This window comes from Paenibacillus sp. FSL W7-1279, assembly GCF_037969845.1.
GTDB lineage: Bacteria > Bacillota > Bacilli > Paenibacillales > Paenibacillaceae > Paenibacillus_AQ.
On record NZ_CP150215.1, the window covers coordinates 1245600 to 1270506 of the forward strand.

21 protein-coding genes are annotated in these 24907 nt (G+C 48.7%); 19 read left to right on the plus strand and 2 right to left on the minus strand.

The annotated features are described in order from the left end of the window. Window positions 1-51: 51 nt before the first annotated feature. From MKY82_RS05280 to MKY82_RS05310, 7 genes are all read left to right on the plus strand, one after another. The gene (locus tag MKY82_RS05280) at window positions 52-3516 is read left to right on the plus strand and encodes a HEAT repeat domain-containing protein (RefSeq protein ID WP_339295660.1); all 3465 of its coding nucleotides are present in this window, start codon (window positions 52-54) and stop codon (window positions 3514-3516) included. A 14-nt stretch (window positions 3517-3530) separates the two neighbouring features. Continuing rightward, on the plus strand, window positions 3531-4340 hold the full coding sequence (locus MKY82_RS05285) for an AAA family ATPase (RefSeq protein WP_339295661.1): 810 nt from the start codon (window positions 3531-3533) through the stop codon (window positions 4338-4340). A gap of 216 nt (window positions 4341-4556) precedes the next feature. Then, window positions 4557-5138: a TetR/AcrR family transcriptional regulator gene (locus MKY82_RS05290; RefSeq protein ID WP_220686456.1), complete on the plus strand. Its 582-nt coding sequence runs from the start codon at window positions 4557-4559 to the stop codon at window positions 5136-5138. Between the two features lie 38 nt (window positions 5139-5176). Beyond that, window positions 5177-6466: a cytosine permease gene (locus tag MKY82_RS05295; RefSeq protein ID WP_339295662.1), complete on the plus strand. Its 1290-nt coding sequence runs from the start codon at window positions 5177-5179 to the stop codon at window positions 6464-6466. A gap of 4 nt (window positions 6467-6470) precedes the next feature. Then, window positions 6471-7586, plus strand: coding sequence for a DUF917 domain-containing protein (locus MKY82_RS05300; RefSeq protein WP_339295663.1), 1116 nt, complete (start codon window positions 6471-6473; stop codon window positions 7584-7586). Beyond that, the gene (locus MKY82_RS05305) at window positions 7583-9160 is read left to right on the plus strand and encodes a hydantoinase/oxoprolinase family protein (RefSeq protein ID WP_339295664.1); all 1578 of its coding nucleotides are present in this window, start codon (window positions 7583-7585) and stop codon (window positions 9158-9160) included. The genes MKY82_RS05300 and MKY82_RS05305 overlap by 4 nt, the downstream gene beginning before the upstream one ends. A gap of 486 nt (window positions 9161-9646) precedes the next feature. Then, on the plus strand, window positions 9647-10822 hold the full coding sequence (locus MKY82_RS05310; RefSeq protein ID WP_113059428.1) for a DUF4317 domain-containing protein: 1176 nt from the start codon (window positions 9647-9649) through the stop codon (window positions 10820-10822). A 291-nt stretch (window positions 10823-11113) separates the two neighbouring features. Here MKY82_RS05310 and MKY82_RS05315 read toward each other — a convergent pair whose 3' ends face one another. Then, window positions 11114-11875: an MBL fold metallo-hydrolase gene (locus MKY82_RS05315; protein WP_339295665.1), complete on the minus strand. Its 762-nt coding sequence runs from the start codon at window positions 11873-11875 to the stop codon at window positions 11114-11116. A gap of 187 nt (window positions 11876-12062) precedes the next feature. Here MKY82_RS05315 and MKY82_RS05320 point away from each other — a divergent pair, with 187 nt between their 5' ends. The 3 genes from MKY82_RS05320 (at window position 12063) to MKY82_RS05330 (ending at window position 15890) form a co-directional block, all read left to right on the plus strand. After that, a complete protein-coding gene (locus tag MKY82_RS05320) occupies window positions 12063-12512 on the plus strand; it encodes an Lrp/AsnC family transcriptional regulator (protein ID WP_339295666.1) in 450 nt (149 codons plus the stop codon). Between the two features lie 346 nt (window positions 12513-12858). Next, entirely contained in the window at window positions 12859-13563 is a 705-nt protein-coding gene (locus MKY82_RS05325) for an ABC transporter ATP-binding protein (protein WP_339295667.1), read from the plus strand. Further along, window positions 13563-15890: an FtsX-like permease family protein gene (locus MKY82_RS05330; RefSeq protein WP_339296637.1), complete on the plus strand. Its 2328-nt coding sequence runs from the start codon at window positions 13563-13565 to the stop codon at window positions 15888-15890. The genes MKY82_RS05325 and MKY82_RS05330 overlap by 1 nt, the downstream gene beginning before the upstream one ends. 261 nt (window positions 15891-16151) lie before the next feature. On the opposite strand, the gene MKY82_RS05335 is transcribed toward MKY82_RS05330, so the two are convergent. Further along, window positions 16152-16799: a hypothetical protein gene (locus MKY82_RS05335; RefSeq protein WP_339295668.1), complete on the minus strand. Its 648-nt coding sequence runs from the start codon at window positions 16797-16799 to the stop codon at window positions 16152-16154. A 109-nt stretch (window positions 16800-16908) separates the two neighbouring features. On the opposite strand from MKY82_RS05335, the gene MKY82_RS05340 reads away from it, so the two are divergent. From MKY82_RS05340 to MKY82_RS05380, 9 genes are all read left to right on the plus strand, one after another. Continuing rightward, window positions 16909-17277, plus strand: coding sequence for a BlaI/MecI/CopY family transcriptional regulator (locus MKY82_RS05340; RefSeq protein WP_194541060.1), 369 nt, complete (start codon window positions 16909-16911; stop codon window positions 17275-17277). A gap of 1 nt (window position 17278) precedes the next feature. After that, the gene (locus MKY82_RS05345) at window positions 17279-18379 is read left to right on the plus strand and encodes a M56 family metallopeptidase (protein ID WP_339295669.1); all 1101 of its coding nucleotides are present in this window, start codon (window positions 17279-17281) and stop codon (window positions 18377-18379) included. Window positions 18380-18676: 297 nt separating this feature from the next. Further along, on the plus strand, window positions 18677-19156 hold the full coding sequence (locus MKY82_RS05350; protein WP_339295670.1) for a sigma-70 family RNA polymerase sigma factor: 480 nt from the start codon (window positions 18677-18679) through the stop codon (window positions 19154-19156). Between the two features lie 169 nt (window positions 19157-19325). Continuing rightward, entirely contained in the window at window positions 19326-20357 is a 1032-nt protein-coding gene (locus MKY82_RS05355; RefSeq protein ID WP_339295671.1) for a Gfo/Idh/MocA family oxidoreductase, read from the plus strand. A gap of 698 nt (window positions 20358-21055) precedes the next feature. Then, the gene (locus MKY82_RS05360; protein WP_194541064.1) at window positions 21056-22297 is read left to right on the plus strand and encodes a WXG100 family type VII secretion target; all 1242 of its coding nucleotides are present in this window, start codon (window positions 21056-21058) and stop codon (window positions 22295-22297) included. Between the two features lie 13 nt (window positions 22298-22310). Then, entirely contained in the window at window positions 22311-22595 is a 285-nt protein-coding gene (locus tag MKY82_RS05365; protein ID WP_194541065.1) for a hypothetical protein, read from the plus strand. A 171-nt stretch (window positions 22596-22766) separates the two neighbouring features. Beyond that, window positions 22767-23618: a hypothetical protein gene (locus tag MKY82_RS05370; protein ID WP_339295672.1), complete on the plus strand. Its 852-nt coding sequence runs from the start codon at window positions 22767-22769 to the stop codon at window positions 23616-23618. A 30-nt stretch (window positions 23619-23648) separates the two neighbouring features. Next, window positions 23649-24038 (plus strand): hypothetical protein, encoded by a 390-nt coding sequence (locus MKY82_RS05375; RefSeq protein ID WP_194541067.1) that lies wholly within the window; start codon window positions 23649-23651, stop codon window positions 24036-24038. Then, window positions 23986-24657 carry a superoxide dismutase family protein gene (locus MKY82_RS05380; RefSeq protein ID WP_339295673.1) on the plus strand — a complete coding sequence of 224 codons (672 nt, stop codon included), beginning with the start codon at window positions 23986-23988 and terminating at the stop codon, window positions 24655-24657. Before MKY82_RS05375 ends, MKY82_RS05380 begins: the two co-directional genes overlap by 53 nt. Window positions 24658-24907 lie beyond the last annotated feature (250 nt).

The following is a 24907-nucleotide window of genomic DNA, read 5'->3' on the forward strand; positions in this document are numbered from 1 at the left end:
TCTCTTTTTGTATGCAGCGTTTTCCGCCGTTCAAAGGAGTAGCCTTCGCTTATGAAGAAGTTATATACTTCCAGGAGAGAGTCTGTGCAAATCGATTACGGAGAAATTTTGATCGGTTATAAGAACATGAGGGGAGAGGAAATATTGACATATAACCATGATCTGATGAACAAAGAGCAATTGCTCATGGAGCTGGATTCGCTGGGTTACTCGGACAGGATGAAGAGGATGGCGCTTCTGGGGCGCCAGCATAAAGGAGATGCGGATTATTCTGCGCTGCTCGTATCCTTGCTCGGCAGCGGTACCGCCTATGAGGCGCATTTGGCATTGACCGGGGCAGGTGTAGTGAAGGATGCCCGTGCGGTTTTGTTTGCCCTGAAGCATCCGAAGGCAGGGGTCAGAGGACGGGCGGCTAGATTACTGCCGGAAGTGGTGACAGATCCGGACTTTTCGATTGAATCCGAAATTGCTCTGATGTCGTATCATTGCCGTCACCAATTGCTGCGGAGCATCGTGAATACATATCGTCAGGATTGGGCGGAACGGCTGCTGCCGCTCGTGCTTGGCCAGTGGGGCGCACAAGAAGCTTCTTTATTATTGGCCGTGTGCAGTGAAGAGACAGTAAGCAGTAGGCTCCCGGAGCTAGGGTATGCTTTACGCAATTGGCGGCTCTTAACGAAGCACTACCCCGATTTGGTTGCAGCGTATTTCAAGAATGCTTTGCAGAACGCAACGCATCGGGAAAAGGCCAGTGTATGGTGGACGCTCTCTTCCGCGATTGAGGTACTGAGTGTTTCAAGACCGGCAATCGTGTTGGAATGTGCCCTGAAGCTTGGGCCGACGGATATGATTCATCCCGTACTCAAGCAGCAATTGGGCATTCTGATTCAGGCCAGCCCTGAGGACGTATTCGAGCTGCTGACACGTGAGGACACACGGGAATATCTTCTGAATCACGGTGTTCCGGCAGGCGTGTTGAAGAAGAGAAAATGGTTTACCACAGCGCAGTGGACCACGCTGGCTGCATTACTCGCAGATCAGCCTGAGCATCTAGCCAAGGTGCTGGATACCCTTGCGCCGTCTTATCGCGAAGCAATGTTTGATGCCGCTTATAAGGAAGACGAGCGGAAGACACGCATTTTCCCTATGCCGCTGCTGGATGTACTGCCGCACCGACTGCGCGACAAGGAAGCTGCCCGGATGCTGGAGCTGCGCGACATTCGTGATCATCGGGATGACATGCTCAAAACGACGGCGCGCCGTTTCATTGGTAACGCCAGGGAGAAGCTGGAGCAAGCCGTCCAGGTGTCTAATAGCGATGAACGTGCTGCGGCCTATGCCCACCTCGTTCGGAGTACAGCTCTATCCCGAAGCGGAATGGATGAGACGCTGCGCTTCCTGACTCGAATCAAGAACGACCAGGATCCGGTGCGCTGGGCTGTTATGGCCGAGCTCTCAAACTGTCCTGCTCCCATGTTTAAGGAAGAGCATGTGAACGATCTGACTGTGCTGGTGGATAGCGTGGTGGAAGCCAGGGACACTTCGTACGGGACAAGGTCCGCCACGGAGGAGCTGGCTTTTGCCATCCTGCGTGAACATGCATTGGAGCCGAAGGGCGAGCTGTTCAAATTCGCTTTGAGAACGTTTGGAAGATTGACGATGCGGGACGGTCAGTTTGCGCTCTTCTCGATGGATTGGGATAGCATACCAAATACTGCACTGGAAGCATTGTTCGATGAAGTTTATGCCTTTGGTGTAGAAGCGAACAAGCGAGAAAACACAAATGTGGTCCTGCGTATGGCTGATTTGTTCGGAAAGGCCGTGGATCGGTTGCCGAAGCTTCAGCTTCTGCTGGAGGAGTTGCTGGAGGCCAAAACGGTATCGCCGCAGGCTGTCCATTATTGGCTGGCACCGTATAAAACCCGGGATGCAAGGGTTAGAGAACTGCTGGACAGGGACCCATCCTTCATCTCTTTCCATGACGTATTTATGCATCTGCATCTGAAGCGCCAAGAGTGGTTAGACCCGTTCATCTCGGGGAAAATCATCGATGGCAAGCATTTATCGGGAAAAACGATTTATGTTGTGCCTGCCCATAATGGGTTTCACCGGTGGCTGCCGCGTCAGCAAAAGGCACTAGCTTCCCTCTTGGAACGGGTGGCCTTGGATGCCAAACGAAGTTTCCATGAACGTGCGGCTGCGATGCGGAGCTTGGCCGTCATGCCGGATTATCTCTCCGATCAACTGGAGATTCTGCTGCAGGTTCAGGCAGTGCATGTCGTCGAGGCTGCGCTCTACGCCTATTCGTTATGGGAAGAGCCGGAGAAGGCACTGCCTGTATTATTGGACAACCTGGATGGGGACCGTGCTCGGGTGGCCATGTACTCGATCCCCAGATGCATGCGCAGGGTGAGCCCGGTGATGTTGACATCCATGCTGTCGGACCTACTGAACCGCGAGAAATTGAAAATCACGGTCAGAAAAGAGGCTATCCGATTGCTTGGGGCTTATAAAAGCAGTGAGGGCATGGCGCTGCTCATCCGTGAATACGAGAAACCGAATGTACACAAAGACGTGATGATCGCCATAGGACACGCTGCCAGACAATGGCTTGATGATGAACGCAGCTGGACTCTGATGCGTGCCATGGCTGCTTCACCGCAGCGTGATATCGCAAGAAGCCTGCTTAACCAGTATGCTGGCGGACTTCCGGCGGAGGCTCGGCCAAGGTATTTGCAATTGATTATCGAGATTGCAGGGCACGCCGATCCCGTTGTGGCCAAAGAGGCTTTCCAAGCCATGAGCCGTTGGGTGAATGGAAGTGAGGAGAAGGTAGCGTCTTCCGCCTGCCGAGCGATTCTTGATTTGGAGGATAACACCAGATGGAAGGCGGCGATGGATACCCTCATTGTGGCTTGCCGTGACGGGAAGGTGAATGAGCAGGTCATAAAGGTTTGCACACAATTGGTGTACACGGAGACGAAAGCCGAATGGAATGCTGCACCGGAGAGGGACCTTCCAGAGCGGCAGCGTCTGGTGGCATTGATTGACAAGCTGACCTCGTTACCTCTCAATGCAAGGCGGATGCTAGTTCCTTTATATACGGGCATGATCGATGCTCTTAAGTCCAAAGAAACCATGAAACCAGCCGTGATCAAGTTATATTTGGCGCTTGTCGAATGGAACCAGGCGGATCAGGCTGCCCTGCAGTTGGACCCTGTGATTCAAATGGCGGACACGTATCCGCATCTGTTGGATTACGCCTACAGACAGATCGCTCGGGCAGCCAATGCCAACCAGGCGTATTGGAGACCGGAGACGATTCTGGAACTGGTGGATCATTTGAGAGATCGGCAGTCGTTTGCGGCCCAATATACCGGGCTTTCTTTGCTGAAGGTTGCGGGAACATCGTTATTGTGGAACCAGGCTTGTACCGACCGTTTAAGAACGTACCGGAATCATGAGTTTGAGGCAATTCGTCTGGCGGCCCTAGATATTTGGACCGTGCTGGAATGAGGTGAGCAAGGGCGATGCTATATTTAAGTAACTTTAAACTCTCTCCATACATTTCCAACAACCCGAATATATATCCCGATCATGTATTCAGACACATGGCAGGGGAAGTTCTGCTGTTTGATCGAATCACGGTATTATACGGCAGTAATGGCTCCGGCAAATCCACCTTGCTGAATCTAATCGCCAACAAATTGGGAATTGCGGGCGCTGAGCGAATGACAAGTTATGGTCACAACGTGTACGCGCAGCGGTTTATCGAGGAGAGCAGCTATCAACTCGGGCATGATGAACAGGAGCGTCCCATATATAAGCTTCCCGACGGGAGCCGGTACATCAAGTCAGAGGATCTGTTGTATGAAATCAAGAAGATACAGCAGGAAAAGGTGCTTCGCGAGGGGCTGCTGCATGAGCAGCTCGTTCAGGGAAAGAGCAAGGCCGAGGTAGAAGAGCTGGAGCAGTCGTATGAATTCAAGAAGAAGATGGATATCATTCAATTCGCTCAGGAGAAGTATTCGAACGGGGAAAGCTCGATGCAGTTTTTTGAGGAACATTTGCTTCCCGGGAAACTGTATTTATTGGATGAACCGGAAACGTCGCTTTCTCCGGCGAATCAAATTAAGCTGGCCGAGCAAATGAACGATTTGGCGCGTTATTTTGACAGTCAGTTTATTATTGCTACGCACTCCCCCTTTGTTCTGGGCACGCTTCATGCGAAGATCTACAATCTCGATGCCAAGATTTTGCAAACTGCAGAATGGTTTGAACTGGACAATGTCCAATTCTTTTACCGATTTTTTCATAAACATCAAAGATTGTTTGAATGAATGGTTCATGTTTTCAGAAGAGGTATCCTTCGAGTAAGGATATCTCTTTTTGTGGTATGAGGATTTTATCCACCTTAGTACATGGTCCCGCTTGAATGCTAAACGTATAAAGATTGGAAGATCATTTGGCAGAGTAATCAAATGGATTGATTTTTATGCAGAAAGTTGTATAATCTACTTAATTAACGTTAATTAAATAATGAAAAGGGGATGAACATGACCAGAACGAAGCTGAAAGAAGCTGCGCTGAGGTTATTCGGACAGAAGGGCTACGACGGAACGGCATTATCGGAAATCGCGAAGGAGGTCGGCGTCAAGACACCGGCAATCTATGCCTTTTTCGAGAGCAAGGAAGATCTGTTCATGACGGTCTTCGAAGAATCGATGAGCGCTTACAACGAATATATCCAAGCGATGGCAGAAACCAGCAAAGGAATGAGTACGGAGAAAAAACTGCATGCACTGCTGCTTCGCCAATACGATTTCCACCGGGACAAGCGGGAGCTTGCCGCATTTGCCTTCCGGTACTTAATTTTCCCGCCGGATTTCCTAATGGATCGGATGCAGGAGGCGTTTGGGCGCTTCGATACGCTGCTGAGCAGCATAATTGTCGAGATCATGCAGGAAGGTCTGGATCGCGGCGAATTGGCCATCGTCCCGATGGAGACGCTGGTGGATTCGTACCTCACCTTGATGGACGGGCTGGGCATGCAATATTACTACTATAAATCGCCGGAGCTGTTCGAACGGAAACTGAAACATGCCTTTGAGATGTTCTGGAGATCCGTCGAAGCTTAGGCAATCAACAAGATGGTACAGAAAGCAGAGGGTGGAACATGAGCAATGATACGAAAATAGAAGATTACGAACGGGAGCCCGTACCCCAGCATTTGCGGAAATCGTGGCTCTCGATGGCATTTGTCTGGATTGCGATTGGCATTGACCTGTCCGCCATGTTTCTGGGTGCGCAGCTCGGCGCGGGCATGAGCATCGGCGACTCGTTTACGGCGGTCATCGTTGGTTCAGCCATATTGGGGATTATCGGGGCTGTCTGCGCATATGTGGGAGCCAAAACGGGCCTGTCGACGGCCATGATCAGCCGATTTCTGTTTGGGAATCAAGGGGCGCTGATCGTCTCGGTCATTCTCGGCATTTCATCGCTGGGCTGGTTCGGCGTTCAGGTCGGCTTCTTCGCTTCCAACTTCCAGACGGCGTTAAGCGAGCTATGGGGTTGGCATTGGTCGCTCTGGGTACTGTCGATCATTGGTGGACTTCTCATGATGTCCACGGCGATCTGGGGCTACAGGGCGATTGAAAAATTAAGCGTCTGGTCGGTACCGCTTCTCGTCGTGTTTATTATTATCGCGCTGGTCATGGCGCTTAACGGGGAAGGCGGAAGCACCGTCTGGTCACCGTTCGAGGGTGAGGCCCTGCCGATGGGGACGGCGATATCGCTGGTCATCGGTATCTTTATTCTTGGAACGGCGCTGTCCCCTGACATCGCGCGCTGGGCCAAAACGCCAAAGCATGCGGTTACCGCCGCGTTTATCGGTTTCTTTGTCGGCAACAGCTTCATGACCATCATTGCGATCTTCCTGTCGCGTGCGATGGATTCCGACGATCTGACGGGCATTCTTCTGACGCTCGGACTGGGTATTCCGGCGATTATCGTGCTGACACTGGCACAATGGACGACCAATACGAACAATTTATATTCCGCGGGGCTGGGCTTCTCCGTCGTCTTCAAACGGGTGCCTAAATCCGTGATCACGATTATTGCAGGGTTGATTGCGACGGCACTTGCTTGCTTTGGCATTTATGACCGTTTCATGACGTTCCTGACGTACATTACGATGCTTGTTGCACCGCTGGGCGGCATATATACGGCTGAGTATTTGTTGGTGAACAAAAATAAATTCTCGTTTGACGGGCTGGACAGCAATCGGAGCTGGATTCCCCGCTCCATCGTCGTATGGGTCATCGCCACGTTCTTCGGGTTCATGACAACGATGGCCCCGGATGGGCTCGGATGGTTCCAGGTGACGCAGGTTCCGGCGCTGGACAGCTTCTTGATGGCATTTATCGTACAAGCAATCATAGGCAAATGGGTCGTAAAGAAGGGATGAAAGCATGAACAAGGCAACCAGATTAACCACATTGGATGAACAGGCCATTGAATATATCGCGATAGGAGCTGCGGTGCTTGGCACGGGCGGCGGCGGAGATCCACATGTCGGAAAATTGATGGCCATGGAGGCGATCCGCAAGTATGGCCCGGTTCGAATCGCCCAGCTCGATGAGCTGGACGATGAAGGACTTATCGTGCCGGTATCGATGATCGGAGCACCGACGGTGATGCTGGAGAAAATCCCTTCGGCTGAACAGCTGACCAAACCGCTTGATCTGATGGAGAGAGAGCTCGGGCGCAAGGTGGATGCTGTCATGCCGATCGAGGTCGGCGGCGGCAACTCGCTCGTTCCGGTCATTGCGGCGGCGCAGCGCGGAATTCCGCTCGTCGATGCCGATGCGATGGGGCGTGCGTTTCCCGAATCGCAGATGGTGACGTTCCATCTGGAAGGCATCCCGTGCAGCCCGGTGGCGATGGCGGACGAGCGCGGCAACAGCGCGCTGATGCATACGATTGACGGCGTGTGGGAAGAACGGATGGCGCGTGCGCTGACGGTGGAGATGGGGGGATCTGCCTCCATCTGCGATTATCCGGTATCCGGCGCGCAGGCGAAGCAGAGCGCGATCGGCGGGACGCTGACGCTAGCCTATGAGATCGGGTGGACGCTGTTCGAAGCGAAGCAGCAGAAGCTGAATCCTGTGCGCGAGCTGCTTACGAAGCTGAACGGCCATGCCCTGTTCCATGGCAAGGCCGTGGATATCCGTCGCCGCATGGACGGTGGTTTTACGCGCGGTGAAGCCGTATTCGAAGGTACCGGTGAGAACAAGGGAAAAACGATGCGGCTGTTTTTCCAGAATGAGTTCCTGCTCGCCACCGTTGACGATCAACCGCTCGCCATTACGCCTGACCTGATTACGCTGTTGGATCAGGATACGGGGATGCCGGTGACGACGGAGAACTTGAAGTATGGTGCCCGGGTAACGGCAGCAGGTTTGCCGTGCGATGACAAATGGCGCACGCCGAAAGGCATCGAGACGGCCGGGCCGAGATACTTCGGTTATGACTTTGATTATGTGCCGATCGAGACGTTGGCTTCGAAAGGAGGTGCGGCGAAATGACCCAGGTAACTACGACTGACACAAACCAGGTCTACCGTATTGGGATTGACGTGGGTGGAACGAATACGGACGCTGCCCTGCTGGATTCCGACTTGCGCTGCGTGCACAAAGTGAAGGTCCACACGACGGCCGACGTGAACGAAGGCATTGTGGAGGCCGTGCGTCGGCTGCTGCAGGAGAGCGGCGTGAATGGAGCAGACATTCGCTATGCGATGCTCGGCACCACGCACTGCACCAATGCCATCGTGGAGCGCAAGCATCTTGGCCGGGTCGGCCTGATTCGCATCGGCGCTCCGGCAACAACAGCCGTTCCGCCGCTGGCCGGCTGGGACGAATCGCTGCGCGCGGCAGTTGGGCCGCATAGCTATGTCGCCTCTGGCGGCTATGAGTATGACGGCCGCAAGATCGCGAATCTGGATGAAGAGGAGATCGCCGAACTGTGCCGCCGGATGAGCGGCGAAGTCGACGCTGTGGCGATATGCGGCGTATTTGCTCCTGTGAATCGTGAGCAGGAGAAGCGCGTTGGAGAGATCGTGCGCGAAGTGTTGGGTTCGGAAATGCCGGTTACCTACTCCAGCGAGATCGGCAGCATCGGACTGCTGGAGCGGGAGAATGCCTCCGTGCTGAACGCGGCGCTGCTGCAAGTCATTGCGGGCGTGGTGCGCGGATTTGAGGAAGCGCTGAACGGCTTCGGCATCCATGCCCAGCTGTACATTTGCCAGAATGACGGCACGTTGATGAAGAGCGAATATGCGCTCCGCTACCCGATTCTGACGATTGCGTGCGGACCAACGAATTCGATTCGGGGCGCGGCGCATTTGTCCGGGCTTAGCGACGCGCTGGTCGTGGATATTGGCGGCACGACGACGGATATCGGTGTGCTCGTGCAAGGCTTTCCGCGCCAGTCGTCGGCAGCGGTGGATATCGGCGGCATTCGCACGAATTTCCGGATGCCGGACATTTTGTCCATTGGCCTCGGCGGCGGGACAATCGTCCGGCTGGACGACGCAGGAGACGTGACGGTTGGCCCGGACAGCGTGGGCTACAAGCTGATGACACGGGCCCGCATCTTTGGCGGAGATACGCTGACGACGACGGACGTAGCCGTAAAGCTGGGCCGTGCAGCATGGCCGGGCACCAACGCGGATGCCGTGGACGAAGCGGTATGCGGTAAGGTGGATGCCGTCATGCAGCAGATTCTGGAGGATGCCATAGACCGGATGAAAACGAGTGCCGACCCGGTCGATGTCATTCTGGTCGGCGGCGGCAGTTTGTTGGTACCGGATACGCTGGCAGGGGCAAGCCGAATCATCAGGCCGGACAACTATGATGCGGCGAACGCGATCGGTGCAGCGCTGGGAGAGGTTAGCGGCGAGTCGGAGCGGATCTATTCGCTGGACGACTGGAGTTATGACGACGTTATCCGCGATGCGAAGGAAAGCGCCATGAATGAGGCAGCTGCAGCTGGCGCGAATCCGGAGACCGTACAAATTGTGTCCGTCGAGGACATTCCGATTGCGTATTTGCCGGGCAATGCGCTGCTTGTGAAGGTGAAAGCTGCAGGTAAGCTGTAACCAGCAAGGCATGCGCCTCGCTCGGGAACATTGGCACCACATGAGAGCATGTGATAGCCATCGGGGGTCCATTTAATGGTGTGCTCGGCGGCGAATGGCGTTATACAGAGTAACATGAAATGGTGATACGGAACGAACCCGTATCGCCATTTTTTTATTCCGAGAGCATGACTCCCCTGATGAACTTGGTGCAAGAAAAGCAAGGAACCACCCTTAGAGCGATAATCAACCGGCGTGTCTTCCTTTTTTGATATTTTCCATAATTCTGCGTGTCCGGAAAAAGGAAAATACACACAATGAAGTCAGATCTTATTTCAAGGAAATCTACTCGACTCGGGTATTCAAATATGCCACAATAGAGGATCAGGGCCGCAGGAGAATGGACCCAAGGCGCAGCAAGGCAATCCGCAAGATCGCTTACCAATTTACGATCAATAATTTATACTAGATAAGCCAGATTATATTGAAGGAGCTGCCGAATCGGATATGAACAAAAAAGAAGTCGCCAATATACGCAAGCAATTTAAGCTGGATCACGATTTAATGAATATTTACGATATTCTCAATGTCTATATTACAAAGGAAACGAATGAAATCTACCACTGGGAGCGCCTGCCGTTCGAGCTGGTGGATCGGGAGAAGCAAGAGTTATACATGGGTAATTTCAAAAAACTGCTGACCGGCGAACTGGATCAAAAATTGTTCGAATTGAGGTTTCAGGAAGCAGCGGAGGAACCGGCGCAGGTCATGCTTCACCAAGCGCTCGTGTCGGGTGATCCGGAAGAATGGCAGGACTTGATGCTGATGCTGGTGGATCGAATGCTGAAGGATGCCCAATATGAGCGGGATATGGTAGTCACGTTCGTTCGGGGACAGTATTATTTGCCGACCAAGGCGAGAAACGATGAAGCGGAAGAGAGCGAGAAGAACGAGGTGTTCGCCCATCCGTTCATTTTATGCAGCGTGAATTCTACGGAGAAACAACGGAAGACGCTCTTGTTCGATTATGTGGAGCGGGAGTTCAAGTACAATGTCATTGTAGATCCGATTATTAAGTTAAGTACGCCGGAGCAAGGGTTCCTGTACCCTAGCGTGACGGACAATTATTCCGATGTGAATCGTATTTTGTATTGTACGGGAAAATCGAATTTCCCGGATCCGCATTTTGTCGAACAGGTCTTGAACGGAGAAAGATCCGTGACGGCACTTGAAGAGCGAGCGATCTTCGAAGATATCGTCAAGGAAGTGGCCGGCGAACAGCTCGATTCAGCCACCATTGCCCAGGTGTACGAGGAAATCAACCGGGTGATCGAAATGAACGAAGAAACGAAGGAGGAAGAACCTCCGAAGCTGGATTATAAAGATCTGGAGCGCGTGCTGAACGCAAGCGGCGTAGAGGACGTGACGACCGAGAAGGTGGAGCGGGCATTCGAAACCATCGTGGACAATAAGAACTATGAGATGAAAGCAACCAGCGTCATGCCGAAGTATACTTCCAAATCCATTAAGATCGAAACCAAGGTAGCTACGATTTCCATTAGCCCGCAGGATTTAAGGTATGTCAAACAGGTGAATTTCCAAGGTAAACGCTGCATCATGATTGAAGTCGACGAAGATGTTGCGATTGAAGGGTTTACGCTGGCTTCAGAGACGCTTTTATAGACTCGTTCATCGTATAAGCTTCGGCGCGGTACGGAAACCGGAGAATATATAGATATACCATGAGTAAAAGAGGCTTGTGTTGCACTTTCGGATGGGAAGCATAAGAGTCATGTAGGCGTTGTAAACCTATATGGCTCTTTTTGTGTTAAGTATGCTGTGGGAGAAGCGGCGATAAAGACCATAATTCCTGAACCCGCTTTTGTGGTTATTCAAAAGCATGTTTTGGCAAGAAAAAAGACCCTAGAAGCTCTTAGGGTCTTGTAGGAACTTTGGCTTTAATCCATCGATACACTAAAACGTGTAGGATTCCCCGTCTTTTGGAATCAAAACATTAGAGGAGATTCCTTTTTCGTCAGTAAAGATATTTAATTCTTCCCTTGATAATGTCCAATGATTAACTGCTTCCATATGGACGGATATAATTTTTGCCTCAGGGGCGGCTTTATAAACCTGGTAGATATCCTCTTTCCCCATTACTAGAGATCCGCCTTGAAGGAATTGATTATCTCCTCCATTTACAACAATGATTTCCGGTTTGTGTGTTTCGATGGCTTCCCCAACAGCTTCATACCAAACCGTATCTCCAGCAATATACAATGTTTTCTCGCTTGGGTGCTTCAAGACAACACCGCACACATGTCCGGCAAGTTGTAATATTTCTCCTCTGCCGTGTTCGCCTTTCGTTTTAACTAATCGAATATCTCCAAAGGCTGAACTTTCTTGCAGCACTTCTACCTTTTGAAAACCAGCGTTTCTGACTCCTGCTGCGTCTTCTTCGTTTTGTACAAACATTTTAATATCTTTTGGCAGCGCCTCTTTAGCCGTATCGTCCCAATGGTCTAAATGTAGATGAGTGACTATTACAGCATCTAAGTTGCTGATAATATTATCAACCGAGGTTGGCAAGCCAACCAAAGGATTGTTTTGATCTTGGCGTAACGAATTAGGGAAAGGCGGATACGCATCTTTTTCTCCCAAAAAAGGGTCGATTAAAAACTTCTTCCCTGCATATTGGACAACAAGTGTCGCATTTCGAATGAGTTGTATTTTCATGGCAATAGACTCCTTTTTTGATTTGGATATAGTTTACTCAGCGGCCAAGTAACCAATACAGGTTCCCTTTGTCAACTTTGGGATAAGGGTTACTGTATAGTAAAATGATAAAGGACATCTTGAATTTATTCGATGCTTCGATGAAACGCTTTTACATTAAATCATTTCACGGTGAAAGGATTATGGTATGCAACTTGATCAAACGGATTATCAGATCCTTCGGTTTCTAACCGAAAATTCAAGGATTCAATGGAAAGACTTAGGGAAACAAATTCATATGACTGGACAAGCAGTAGGCAATCGTATCAAAAAACTTGAGGAGAGCGGTGTAATTACAGCCTATTCCCTAATCATCGATGAAATGAAATTAGGGCTTGCTTATACAGCATTTGTTATTATTCATATGAAAACAGCCAATCACGATTCGTTTATTCGTTTTATTATGGATCAACATGAGATAGTGGAAGCACATCGAATTTCGGGAGAAGGCTGTTACCATTTAACGGTAAAAGTTTCATCCCAAGATCAGCTGAACCTTTTTCTTAATAAACTTCTCGATTATGGGAATTACAGCTTGAATCTGTCCATACAAAAAATCAAACAACGCAGTACGTTGACCGCCGCACCAAATGAATAGCAAAAGCTTCATTCGAGGATGCCGTCATCGAACGCTTTACGCTTACTACAGAGAATAAAAGGTTTGTGTTGCAATTTCAGATAGGAAGTATAAGAGTCATGTAGGTGTTGTTCACCTATATGACTCTTTTTGTGTTCATGATGCGAAGCGGGAGAAGCGGCGACAAAGACCCTTCTGAAGACCGATACGTAAATACATCGGCTGCAGGAAGAAATATCCATGAGTCTAGATATGATGGATATAGAATGAAACTAGCGGTTAGTGAGAAACGGTAGTTTCTTCACAAGTGACTGGGGATGGCGGGCAGCCCAATTCCGGAAATTTTCTGTGTGGGGAGATGTACGAAGTGACAACGTTAATCGAATTCAAAAACGTAACCAAGGCCTATCCAATCGGCGAAGTAACGATTCAAGCCCTTGCGGGGGTTGATTTTTCGATCCGGGAGGGGGAATTCGTAGTGATTCTAGGAGCAAGCGGGGCGGGGAAAAGCACGATTTTGAACATTCTCGGCGGGATGGATACCGCTACCTCGGGGCAGGTGTTGGTTGGGGATCAAGAAATTACGGGATGGAACGAGAAGAAGTTAACCGAATACCGCGGCGAGCGGGTGGGCTTCGTCTTTCAATTCTATAACCTGATTCCGAATTTGAATGCGCTGGAGAACGTGGAATTTGCGACAGAGGTATGTAAGGACCATCTGGACGCCCGTGATATTTTACATAAGGTTGGACTAACGGATCGTTTGAAGAACTTCCCTTCCCAGCTCTCTGGTGGCGAACAGCAACGAGTTGCGATTGCCAGAGCGGTTGCCAAGAATCCCGCGCTGCTCCTCTGCGACGAGCCCACCGGTGCTTTGGATTATGTGACAGGAAAGTCGGTCTTAAAGCTTCTTCAAGATTTAAATAAGGAAACGAAGACATGCGTCGTGCTGGTCACCCATAATTCGGCCATCGCGCCGATGGCGGATAAAGTGATCCGCGTCAAGAGCGGGAAGATCGAGAGTATCACGATTAACGATCACAAACAAAGCGTTGAAGGGATCGAGTGGTGATGAAGATTTTAGCGTTGAAATTATTAAGGGACATGAAACAGTCGGTAGGACAATTCATAGCCATAGTATTGGTTATTGCGGTGGGGGCCTTTTTCTACACGGGGCTGGTTACCTTGAGCGACAATCTTAGCGGCTATACGAAGGGGTATTTTCAAGAACATAATCTAAGCGACTTAAACGTCTATTACAGTCAAATTTCCGCAGAGGATGTGGCCGGTTTACGAGACATCGAAGGCATTCATCATATCGAAGGGCGCTATACCGTCCAGGCCGAACAGTCTTTTGAAGATGATAAAGCTGTTTTAACGGTGCACTCGATCCCCGTACCGAATGCAATCAACACATCCAGGATGATGGAGGGCAGGATGCCAGCAGGGCCGAATGAGATCCTGTTGGACTCCCACTATGCCGAGGCACATCATTACCGTGTAGGTGATACCATCAGCCTCCGTGTGAATGACAAGGACATGACGTTCACGATTAGCGGCTTGAATGAGAACGTGGAGCATGCCAAGAAGAACGAAACCCAGGACCATCAAGCTTATGGAATCGCTTATATCCCCGAAGAGACCATACCTGAAATCGCAGGCAGCATGTTCTACAATGAGATCCTGATTGATGCCAAGGACGGTTACGATATGGACCAGTTAGGCCAAGCCATTGAAGCACATTCCCAGTCCCTCCCTTATATAAGCCAGGTCAGTAAAGAACGGACCTTCAACTATTCCCAGACCCAGCAGACGATTCATAATAATAAGCTGATGAGCAGGGTGATCCCGATCGTTCTCTTTTTGATTGAAGCGGTGATTCTGTTTCTGATCATGTCGAGGATTATCGATTCCCAGCGAAATCAAGTGGGCATTATGAAGGCATTAGGGGTGAAAAAAAGAAGCATCATGCTGCATTACATGGGCTACCCTGTGCTGGCAGGCGTCATCGGCTCCATCTTGGGCTATGCCATCGCCGCCGCTCTATTCATTCCACTCATTACAACGTCGATTGGAAGAAGCTACTCCCTGCCTGACCTGACATTCACCCTCTCGTTCTTTACGCTCCTACCTCCGATGATCTGCTCCAGTGCGTTTGGCATGCTGTCCTGCTATTTCAGCGGCAGAGCGATCCTACAAGAACGTGCTGCCCAGGCGATGCGTCCGAAACCGCCCAAGAAGATGAAGAAGCTGCTCATCGAGCAAGTTCCGGGCATGTGGAGCCGGCTTCCCTACAGCTACAAGATCATTCTACGAAATATATTCCTAAATAAACAAAAAGCATTCGCAAGCTCCGTTGGCGTTGTGGTCAGTACGGTTTTGTTGATCACGGCTTTTGGCACGCAGACGGCCCTGCTCAAGGTAGCCGGCCAGATTGAAGAGGTGAATACGTATGATTTACGAGTCGATTATGCGATGGGATCGTTCTCCGATATGGCAGCACTGCCGTCCGGCATAGCAGACCATTATGGGTTGTCCACCTATCCTGTGGAACTCATCCAAGGGGAAAACAAAGAAAGCGCTGCGCTTGTGGTTACGGAGCAGGATAATGAGCTGATTCGTTTTTATGATGAACAAGGCAACCGGCTATCGTTAGAAGATCATGGCGTGCTGGTACCGAAATCTTATGCGGATCAGTATCATATAGCTGAAGGGGATACGATCCAGCTACAATTCACCGCACCGGAGCTTAACCAAACCCTCGTCGATATGAAGGTTCTGGATATCTCCACACAGTTTTCGAATCCGTCGTTCTACAGCACACCGAATTATATGAAGAGTTTGGGTGTCGACTACGAGCCTTCCTCTCTGTTAGTGAGCGTCCAAAGTGCTGCAGATCTGGTAGGCGTTCGCAGCTTTTTCGAACAGGACCCGCAGGTGGAGGCCATTGTGGACAAGGATGATCTCAAGAAATCTGCGCAGTATATGCTGAAGCAAAACAGCTTTATTTTCATCATGTTTATCATCTGTGCCGTCATTCTGTCCTTCGGCGCCATCTATACGATCTCTTCCATCAATATTTATGAAAGGAATCGTGAGCTTGCCACCCTGAAGGTATTAGGCTATCCCAAACGTAAAATCAACCGGCTGATCTTCTCTGAGAACATGCTGTTAACCGCTTTTGCGGTCATTGTTGCCCTGCCGATCAGCGGTTATGTTTATTCCATCATTATCAAGGCGCTTTCGAGTACGCATCAGCAAATTCCCGATCAATTAAACCTTGTGATTATGCTGGCGTCGGTTGCGCTGGCATTCTTCCTGACCCTTCTCTCCAACCTTATGCTGCGGAAGAAAGTGACGCGGATTCATATGATCGAGTCGTTGAAGGGGGTGGAGTGAATGGAATGCCTGCAAGAAGTACTGAGTACCCCAGACCCAAAAAATATCGGTAGTAAGGTATAAAATTAAGGGATTGGTAGAGCGTCAGCATTTATTGATGACTAGAGAAAGCGCCATGCCTGTTTTCATGAGGCGTGGCGCTTTAATAATCTTTTAGCAGCGATAAGTTTAAGAATGACATCCCCAATAATCATCGCTTTAGTAGAAATAACTACTTTGGGTGAAGCATCATCTCTACCAGCAATGAGATCTTATGGGGGATTAACCATCAACTACACTCATTTGCGCATATCCGGTTGTGCTGTAGGTACTCGCACGAGCTCCATAAGCAGTGTTACGTTTAGGGTTCGTAAGATATATTTTTCCGCCTTGCTTAACGTTATTTACATAACCGAGGTCTGCACCAGTGTCAATATTCGTGAATCCGCCATTATAGCTTGTCCCTGGCAAAGAGTCAGCTGTCATTGTAACTCTGCTGGCGCTGGTGAAAAAGGTGTAAAACGGCAGTGTCGCTGAAGAATCGGATGGTTCAAATAGATAGACAAACCCTACATAATTGGCGGCTAGGATCTGAAAATCATAAGCTGTAAGCTTAGCTAACTGTTGTTTGCGCACGTCCTCTTTCAATCTAGGAACGTCCCAGTCCGGAAACAGGTCGGAAAATTCAGGAAGTTCTTCAATGGTTCCATCTGGCAGCTCATACGCAACCTGGCCATCAACGGTCCAAGAAGTGCTGTAAATGATAGAATTCCTTGCGTCCAAGATTTCATCCTTCCATTCCTCGGGCGCTACGTCAATATCCTGATACGCAAGTTCCTGTTGTGACAGGGAGTTGTAGTCCTGTTGATCATTCGCAAAAGCAAGGCTAGGTGTGAGTAGAAGGAGAAGAGTCAGTACCGATAAAAGCATTATCATGACGATCCAGATTTTATCTTGATTGTTTAGGTTTGACATGTATATAAGACAAATGTAGAATCTTAGGTAGACAATTGTCTTAAAGGAGTTGATCCATAGAACGATGAAAAAGCTGCCTGATGCGGAGTTTGACATTATGAAAGTGGTTTGGGCCAATGATCCACCTGTAACGACCCATATTATTATGCAACAGCTTGGAAACGAAAGGGGATGGAAAGCGCAGACGGTCATTTCCCTAATGTTACGGCTGATGGAACGAGGTTTCATTCGAACTGAGAAAAAGGGAAGAGAGCGTATTTATTTTCCGCTCATTAGCAAGGAGGACTACCTGAAATTTGAAACAGGTGACTTTATGGAGCGTTTTCATGCGAACTCCTTCTTCAGCCTGGTTGCTACGCTGTATGCCGGTAATAAGGTAAAGGACAGCGACCTAGACCAACTGGAAAAGTGGCTGAAAGAAAAGAGGGAGTGATATGCAGGGATTTTTAGTAACCCTGATTCAATGCTCTGTTTCGATGTCGTTGATAACGCTTGTGTATACGGCAGTACGGCCCGTTTTATCAAAACGATATGCCGTAAAGTGGATGTATAGGGTTTGGCTGCTGATTGCGGCAGGCTGGATAATTCCCTTTCGTCCACAGATCGACCCGTTAATTTTCCATGTGCCCATACCGGATATTCCTGTAGCTTTTGCCCAATCAATGTCGTTCATGGCTGTAAGGGATATAGAGAACAATTGGGCAACAATCCCTTTGTGGTGGTTGCTTGCAGCAATTTGGGGATGTGGCGTTGTAAGCATTGTATTGTATCATGCTCTCCGGCATGGTCGTTTCATAAAGACGATACGCCGATGGAGTGAGCCTGTTCTCGATGTGAAGGTTTTGGGAATTTTGGACCGTGTGAGATCGGAACTGGGGATAAACAAACCTGTAGGATTAAGCGTGTGTGAGAGTATTACAAATCCAATGCTCGTTGGCTTTTTCAGGCCTGTCATTTTACTTCCGCCTATGGAACTGTCAGATGATGCATTGTCACTGATTCTAAAGCATGAGTTGATTCATTACAAACGGCACGACCTCTGGTATAAGGCCATGATTCTGATGGCAACCGCGTTTCATTGGTTTAATCCGGTTGTCTATATTATGGCAAAAGCGGCTGCGAAACAATGTGAAATTTCCTGTGATGCATTGGTTTTACAGAATGCAGATCATCAACGGCGAATGCAATACGGGGAAACCATTATTGCTGTCGTCAGGAATGGAGCGAAGGTCCAAACAGGATTATCAAGTAATTTTTATGGAGGGAAAAAAGACTTGAAAAATCGGATATCTTTAATTATGGACCCGAAAGGGAAGAAGGCGGGCATTTTACTCTTTTGTTTGGCGCTGGCGGGGATTCTATGGACCGGCTCCGCGCTGACCGATGAAGCTAATGCAGATGACCCGCAAACATCTATTGCTACTGAGACTGTTACTTGGTCTTATGATAGCGATAGTCATATTGATAACGAAGTAACCCGCCTCAAGGAGTTGCTGCGCCGCTACGCAAATAATTTAGACTCAAGTCATAAATAAAGAGAAGGCAACTTTTTTGAACTGACTACCGTAAAGTAAACCGTCATTTAAAACCATCTTCAGCAACCTGAGTCCAGTTTCGTTCGGACTTAGGTTGCTTTCATTTTTTCCTTTCGCCACCGCTTCATTCCCCATCCTGCCTTTCGATGTCCCCAGCCTTTTTTCAAATTTTGAAGAAATTGTTAAATTGCCCCTTTTAACCCGCTTATCGAGTAAACCATAAATACCAAATATTATGAAATTATATAAAATAATCCCTTAATTGGAGAATTGGTATGCGGGGAAGGTGGTGAGAGGATGGTTCTAAATGATGACCAACGACGTGTTATTAAAGCATTATATTTAGAAATGTATTTTTTATTGTTTTCATATGCACAAAACATGTTGAGCGACCGTTCACTGGCTGAAGAAGCCGTTCAGGACACATTTAGAATTGCGTGTGCTAAAGCCGACAATCTTTTATATAGCCCCAATCCGAAAGGTTGGCTATTAAATACGCTAAAGTATGTTATTAAAAACAAAGCTCGCAGTCGGGCGTACCTCATTAATTCCTTAAAGTTAGATGAAAACATGATCCCTGGGGATCTTGATGTACTCGATATTGATTTTATGTACTCTGACTTAACCAATAGTGAGGACTATAAATTACTTAAAAAGATTGCTCTGGATAAGTACTCGATGTTGGAGGCGGCTAAAGAGATGAGGATTTCTGTGAAGGCTTGTAAAAAACGAGTTCAACGAGCGAAGAAGAAAATGAAAAAGGTTTTAAAAAAATGATTTAAACAACTACCAACATACAAAAAAAGTGTTGTGTGCTTTAAGCTAAAGAAATAACGGAACAGTAACGTTCTGTATATCTCAGTGTACGGGCTGCAGCACCTTGATCTATAATAGGGGACGTGTATGCAATGGCAAAATTCAATCGCGAATGGAATAGGAGAACAGGATGATGAAACAAAAAATAGCCGTCATCGGCTTAGGGCATATGGGCCGGCATATGATTCACCGCTTACTGCCCCAATATACGGAGAAGATCGAATTGGTCGCCATTTGCGACAGTGATGAATCCAGTCTGCACCGGGAAGTCGCAGAAGCTGGGATTCGTCCAAGGCTGTACACCGACTATCGCCAGCTGCTGGATGAGGTGACGCTTGACCTGGTGTATATCGCGGTTCCGCCGTCCCTTCACTATGACGTGGCCCGCATCGCATTTGAGAAAGGCGTCCATATCTTCTGCGAGAAGCCGCTGGCCAATAGCTTGACCGAAGCCCGGAGTCTGGTAGAGCTGGCCGAGAAGGCCGATGTGCTCCATGCGGTTCATTTCTCGCTTCCGCTCGACCCGGCCGTTCTGAAGCTGCAGGGATTGCTTGAGGAGCAAGCGATCGGCCGGATCCAAAGCATGGATTTGTACCTGGAGTTTCCGCAGTGGCCGAGGGCCTGGCAGCAGAATCCTTGGATCACGTCAAGGCAGCAGGGCGGATATCTGCTGGAGGTCGGCATTCACTGGATCCAGATGATCCAGCAGGTGTTCGGGCCGATTACGCATGTGAAGAGCGAGATCGAGTTTCCGTCGGATACGAATCAGTCCGAAAGCCGTGTCCAGGCTGTTCTCAGATTACATAATGATATCGAGATTCACCTGTCGGGAACCGACCAACGGGAAGGGGAGGAGCGTGTCTCCCTGGTGGTTCACGGTAAGGAAGGCACCTTGGCATTGGAGAACTGGTGCAATCTGTACCGAAGCGGCAAGGATGCCGATCCACAGCCCGTACCTGTGGATGATGTCGTCAGCCCGCTGCCGATCCTGAAACAATTCATTCAGATTTTGAACGGAGAGTCCGGCCAGATCTATGATTTTTATGACGGGTATAACGCGCAGGTTGTTTTGGAAGCTCTGCGTAATCCGGGTGAGGGCTTTGCGGATGTAAGGCCGCAATTGATGGGGGACAAAACGGAAGGGTTTATTGTAACGACCTGATGGGTGAATGTTCTGTACGGTGCATGTGGAAATTATGGCGAGTTGGTAAGAAAGTAATACAGGTTGAAATCACTACGCGTTGAGGTGATCCATGGTGTTCGTGCAACTTAGCAGTTTCATCACGCTCGGTCTGTAGAGGATGACATAACCCTCTTGGCTCCTTTGCAGGCTGGGCCTTTTCCCAAGGGGCGTGATGGAATGAAAAGCAAAGGCAACAATCGTACTCGTTCGTATTACCGTCATCATCGACGGAGAGTGATCCGGCGTAAGAGCAGGCTTGCTAAACAGCATGGTTGGCATGCCAAGTTTACAGGTGAGTTTGCTAAGGGGAAGATTCATTGCTCTTGTTATTATTGCAGAATGAAATCGAGAGAAATCGGATGGCCGAAGTCTGATCTTGTAAAACTTGCACGTATGAATGAGTTTAGTAGTTTGGAGTAGAGTGTTAGGTTGAATTTGGGAAAGGCCGTAGATGGTAACGTCTACGGTTTTTTGTTTTGCTCAACTATGTTTTTATGGCGAATCTGCTTATTATTAATTTCAAAGGTCGAAGAGAAAAATTGCTTTCTTTCTAGCTAACATATCCTTGAAAAGCTAATAATGACCTAGGTAATAGTTTTATGGTTAAATAGGAGTAACTACATATATTGGAAATAAGTGATTAGTAAAAATTAATTAAACGATTGATGAGGGGAACTATGACCACAATTAAAGTTACTCCAGACCATCTTCAAGAGGTATCCAAGCGATTTTTTAATGCCAAATTAGTAATTGAAAACATGAATGCTCACTTGATATCGCAAATGTCATTTATGGTAGCGAATTGGGAAGGAACTACAAAACATCGCTTTTATCATGATTTTCAAACAGCTAAAAGGAACATGGAAAATTTCGTGTTGTTAACTGGTTCTATTTCACAGCGATTAAATGAGCATGCTGAAAAGTTTAGATTAGCAGATGAGTCTCAAAGCGGCTCCATGGATTCAAGGTGTTTGCCACCTCCTCCAAACTCTTGTGCAGCTCCCGCTCCAGACACGCGGAATGCCCTTGAGAAGTCCGGAGACAGCTTAAAACAACTAGGCAGCGATATCAAGTCCGGCTTTGATGAGCGTTACGAGAAGAAGTTTGATTCATTTTGGACATTTCTAGACTTTGCCTCTGCAGGTATCCCAAAAGGGGCATACCAAGCTTATGTAGAGAGAGCAAATAATATGTTTGACTCTCCGAACGATTTTTTAAATGGTATGACTTTTGGTGTACATGGTACCATCAGAGAAGCCATATTTCCCACGAATGCTTGGTCGACTGAACATATGGCCAACATTATTGGAACAGCTGGTCTAATAAGTGGGGGAATAACTACTAAGGCAATCATAAAACCTAAGACTGTAATGGAAGGCTCAATTAAATTCGAAGGAGCCAGTGAATTAAGACAAATCTCTTCGGATGGGTTGAGAAATGAAATCCCATTAACAGAGATTCAACAGAAAGAACTCATGAATTACACCAAATCCCTAGGCTTTCCGGAAGAAAATATTTTTATAAGTAAGCCTGGATTTTATGATGAATGGAACACAGGAATGATGTATGATCGGTTTATCATAAATACAGATGTACTACCTGCGGAGCATACGGGAATAGGTACCCTCAGTGCGAATTCCCGAGTAACAGGCAGAGCTACAGTGGCCCATGAGATCGTCGGTCACTATGAGGCTTACCAAGCGGGAAGAGCATTTGAACTATACGGACTGGATGCAGACACATTTAAAGTGAATTTCGCTCTTGACGAAGCTCAGGCTAGTATTAGAGCGGCTAGGTTTGCACCTGAATTGACATCGACGGAAAGAATAACTCTGCTAAGGGACGCAATTACTAGATTGCATCATGGAGGTTTGAAGTGGCGAGACGTAAAAGATAAATTATACATTGATGAAAGATAAGGAGTGAATATAGATGGATAAAATTATGACGGTTAGTCTCGCATTTGATCATAAAGAAGAGGGAACAATCTTAGTAGGTATTAATCCTGAACTTGATTCCTTATCATATCCCGAGATTGAATCGATGATAGGGGATCGGATTATCTTAAAACATGATGATCATGAAACTATACATGAAGTTCGATCGATACAGATTTCAAATTCGATGGCAAATAAAAAAAACATAGGTATTTCTGTCGGTAAGAATATAACAGCAAAGGATATTCAAGTAGGTTCTGTTGTATATTCACATAAGTGAGTGATCTATGGTCCAACAACCGATGATAAGAAAATAAGAATGGGACTTCATGAGTGGGAGCTGCGGCGCAAAACGGCCGCAGCCTTTTTGTATAGAGAAAAGGATATTCACAGGCTCCCACAGAATAACATGAAGCTGCACACATTTTTTGAGATTTGAAGGAGATTTGAAATGAAGACGAAATTAATCATGGTTGAGGGCCTGCCGGGATTCGGCAAGTCGACGACGTCCCGCATGATTCATGCCATTCTTTCCGAGCACAACATTGAGTCCCGGCTGGTGATGGAGGGGGATACCGACCATCCGGCAGATTATGAGGGAACCGCGTGTCTGACGGAAGAGGAATTCGGGCAGTTGCTGGAAGTCGCAAGCCCTTTTAAAGAAATATGGATCGAACGGGCTGTCAAAAAAGGCAGCTGGAACCTCCTGCCCTACCAGAAGCTGAAGAACGAATATGGCGCTTCTTTTCCGGACGACCTTTATCATTCGTTGGCTAAGAAGGATATTTACGAGCTCCCGCTGGACCTCAACCGGTGGCTCATCACCGATCGGTGGGAGGCATTTGCCGAGCAGGCGCTGCATGAGCCCACCGTCGCGATTTTTGAGTGCTGTTTCATTCAGAATCCGGTAACCGTCGGCATGGTGAAGCATGATGCGCCGGAAGATCAAGTGACGGACTACGTGCTGGGGCTGGAAAAAGCGGTCCTTCCGCTAAATCCCCTCCTGTTCTACATTGAGCAGAACGACCTGGAATACGCATTCTGCAAGGCCATCCGGGAACGCCCGGAGGCATGGTCCACAGGGTTCGCCCATTACTACACTGGACAGGGGTACGGTAAACATCACGGCCTGGAAGGCGTCGAAGGGACTCTGCAAGTATTGGAAGCCCGGCGCGAGTTGGAGCACAGGATCTTGGACAAGCTCGGACTGAACAAGGAGTTAATCAATAACTCCCTTTATGACCAAGAGACGTACAGAACCATGCTAATAGACAAGCTGAAGCGGCATGGGATCATCCCATAATATTTTTCATAGATAAGGAAGGACAGTTTAATGAAGCGCTTATTCATGATCATGATGCTTTACATGATGGCTCTATTGGTAGGCTGCGATAAGGACTCTGGTTGGGAGACGATGCAGCTTCTAGACGAACAGGTTGCCGAAATACGGATTTCGGATTTCGAGACATGGGACGAGATGAATGGGGATACACTGTTGTCCTTTAAGGAAGCGAAAGATGTAAGAGCGTTTGAGGAAGCGATCCGTACCGCTCGCAAGCAGCCGGAAGATGCCAAACGAACGGACCCGGATTACGACGTGATGGTCGTCTATGCCCAGCCATCTCCGATTCATGCCATCAAGCTGTGGTTGGGAGAAGAGGGTCAGGAAAGTGTCTGCGAATCCAGAAGGCACCTTAGATACGATTCAACACACGATGACTAAAATAAGCCACTTCGTTAACGGCAAGGACAATGCCACCGCTGACGGTCCAATTGCGGAACAAGAGACGGAGACCGCGGATCCTAAGATGCCTACCGACAGTATCGATGCGCCAGCTCGCATGGTTTCGGATCCGGTTAACCAACCAGTGTACTGGGGCGAGGCTTCCAGGAAAGAATCCCTGGGGCAGCCTGTAGTCAAGCTGTACAATGCGGCGGGCGAGCCAGTTGGTTCCGCTACTTTAGAGCAGATCCATGACGGGGTGAAGGTGAAGATTACCGCATCCGGCCTCACTCCAGGCAAGCATGGGTTCCATGTGCATGAGAATGCGATTCAGGGAACGGATTTTAAATCTGCCGGAGGGCATTTTAATCCGACCCACAAGCATCATGGCCTGGAGAATCCGCAAGGAAGCCATGTCGGCGACATGCCGAACCTGGTCGTGGGCGCAGACGGCACCGTGGAAGCGGAGACGATCATTCAGCATGGCACGCTGGAAAAGAACCAGCCGAACTCGGTGCTGGGGCGCTCGCTGATCATTCATGCCGGCGAGGATGACAATGTTACCGACCCGGCGGGCAATTCCGGCGACCGTGTGGTGGGCGGGAATATACCGGAGTAATCTGGCAAGTTGATAGTGCATCCGTTTGCAGCATATGAGATTCAGTGAAAAACGCATCTCCACAGGGAGGTGCGTTTTTTTGTTGAATTATGCCAGTTCAAGTGCACCCGGAGAATTAACCCCGCAGGATAAAATTGAATTACTCGCTTCGACACGGTGGGGTTCTTGGTCGTATTCGTTTCTGACGACACATTCTGAAAATATTGAATGATTTTGAGCAATTGTCTCATGTAGTTCCCGGCGGCTCTCC

Coding starts and splice junctions, on each gene's coding strand:
- MKY82_RS05295 (WP_339295662.1), top strand. CDS start 5,177: ATGAGCAATGATACGAAAATAGAAGATTACGAACGGGAGCCCGTACCC.
- MKY82_RS05345 (WP_339295669.1), top strand. CDS start 17,279: ATGCAGGGATTTTTAGTAACCCTGATTCAATGCTCTGTTTCGATGTCG.
- MKY82_RS05360 (WP_194541064.1), top strand. CDS start 21,056: ATGACCACAATTAAAGTTACTCCAGACCATCTTCAAGAGGTATCCAAG.
- MKY82_RS05370 (WP_339295672.1), top strand. CDS start 22,767: ATGAAGACGAAATTAATCATGGTTGAGGGCCTGCCGGGATTCGGCAAG.
- MKY82_RS05330 (WP_339296637.1), top strand. CDS start 13,563: ATGAAGATTTTAGCGTTGAAATTATTAAGGGACATGAAACAGTCGGTA.
- MKY82_RS05300 (WP_339295663.1), top strand. CDS start 6,471: ATGAACAAGGCAACCAGATTAACCACATTGGATGAACAGGCCATTGAA.
- MKY82_RS05315 (WP_339295665.1), bottom strand. CDS start 11,875: ATGAAAATACAACTCATTCGAAATGCGACACTTGTTGTCCAATATGCA.
- MKY82_RS05280 (WP_339295660.1), top strand. CDS start 52: ATGAAGAAGTTATATACTTCCAGGAGAGAGTCTGTGCAAATCGATTAC.
- MKY82_RS05290 (WP_220686456.1), top strand. CDS start 4,557: ATGACCAGAACGAAGCTGAAAGAAGCTGCGCTGAGGTTATTCGGACAG.
- MKY82_RS05365 (WP_194541065.1), top strand. CDS start 22,311: ATGGATAAAATTATGACGGTTAGTCTCGCATTTGATCATAAAGAAGAG.
- MKY82_RS05375 (WP_194541067.1), top strand. CDS start 23,649: ATGAAGCGCTTATTCATGATCATGATGCTTTACATGATGGCTCTATTG.
- MKY82_RS05350 (WP_339295670.1), top strand. CDS start 18,677: ATGGTTCTAAATGATGACCAACGACGTGTTATTAAAGCATTATATTTA.
- MKY82_RS05340 (WP_194541060.1), top strand. CDS start 16,909: ATGAAAAAGCTGCCTGATGCGGAGTTTGACATTATGAAAGTGGTTTGG.
- MKY82_RS05335 (WP_339295668.1), bottom strand. CDS start 16,799: ATGCTTTTATCGGTACTGACTCTTCTCCTTCTACTCACACCTAGCCTT.
- MKY82_RS05355 (WP_339295671.1), top strand. CDS start 19,326: ATGATGAAACAAAAAATAGCCGTCATCGGCTTAGGGCATATGGGCCGG.
- MKY82_RS05320 (WP_339295666.1), top strand. CDS start 12,063: ATGCAACTTGATCAAACGGATTATCAGATCCTTCGGTTTCTAACCGAA.
- MKY82_RS05305 (WP_339295664.1), top strand. CDS start 7,583: ATGACCCAGGTAACTACGACTGACACAAACCAGGTCTACCGTATTGGG.
- MKY82_RS05285 (WP_339295661.1), top strand. CDS start 3,531: ATGCTATATTTAAGTAACTTTAAACTCTCTCCATACATTTCCAACAAC.
- MKY82_RS05310 (WP_113059428.1), top strand. CDS start 9,647: ATGAACAAAAAAGAAGTCGCCAATATACGCAAGCAATTTAAGCTGGAT.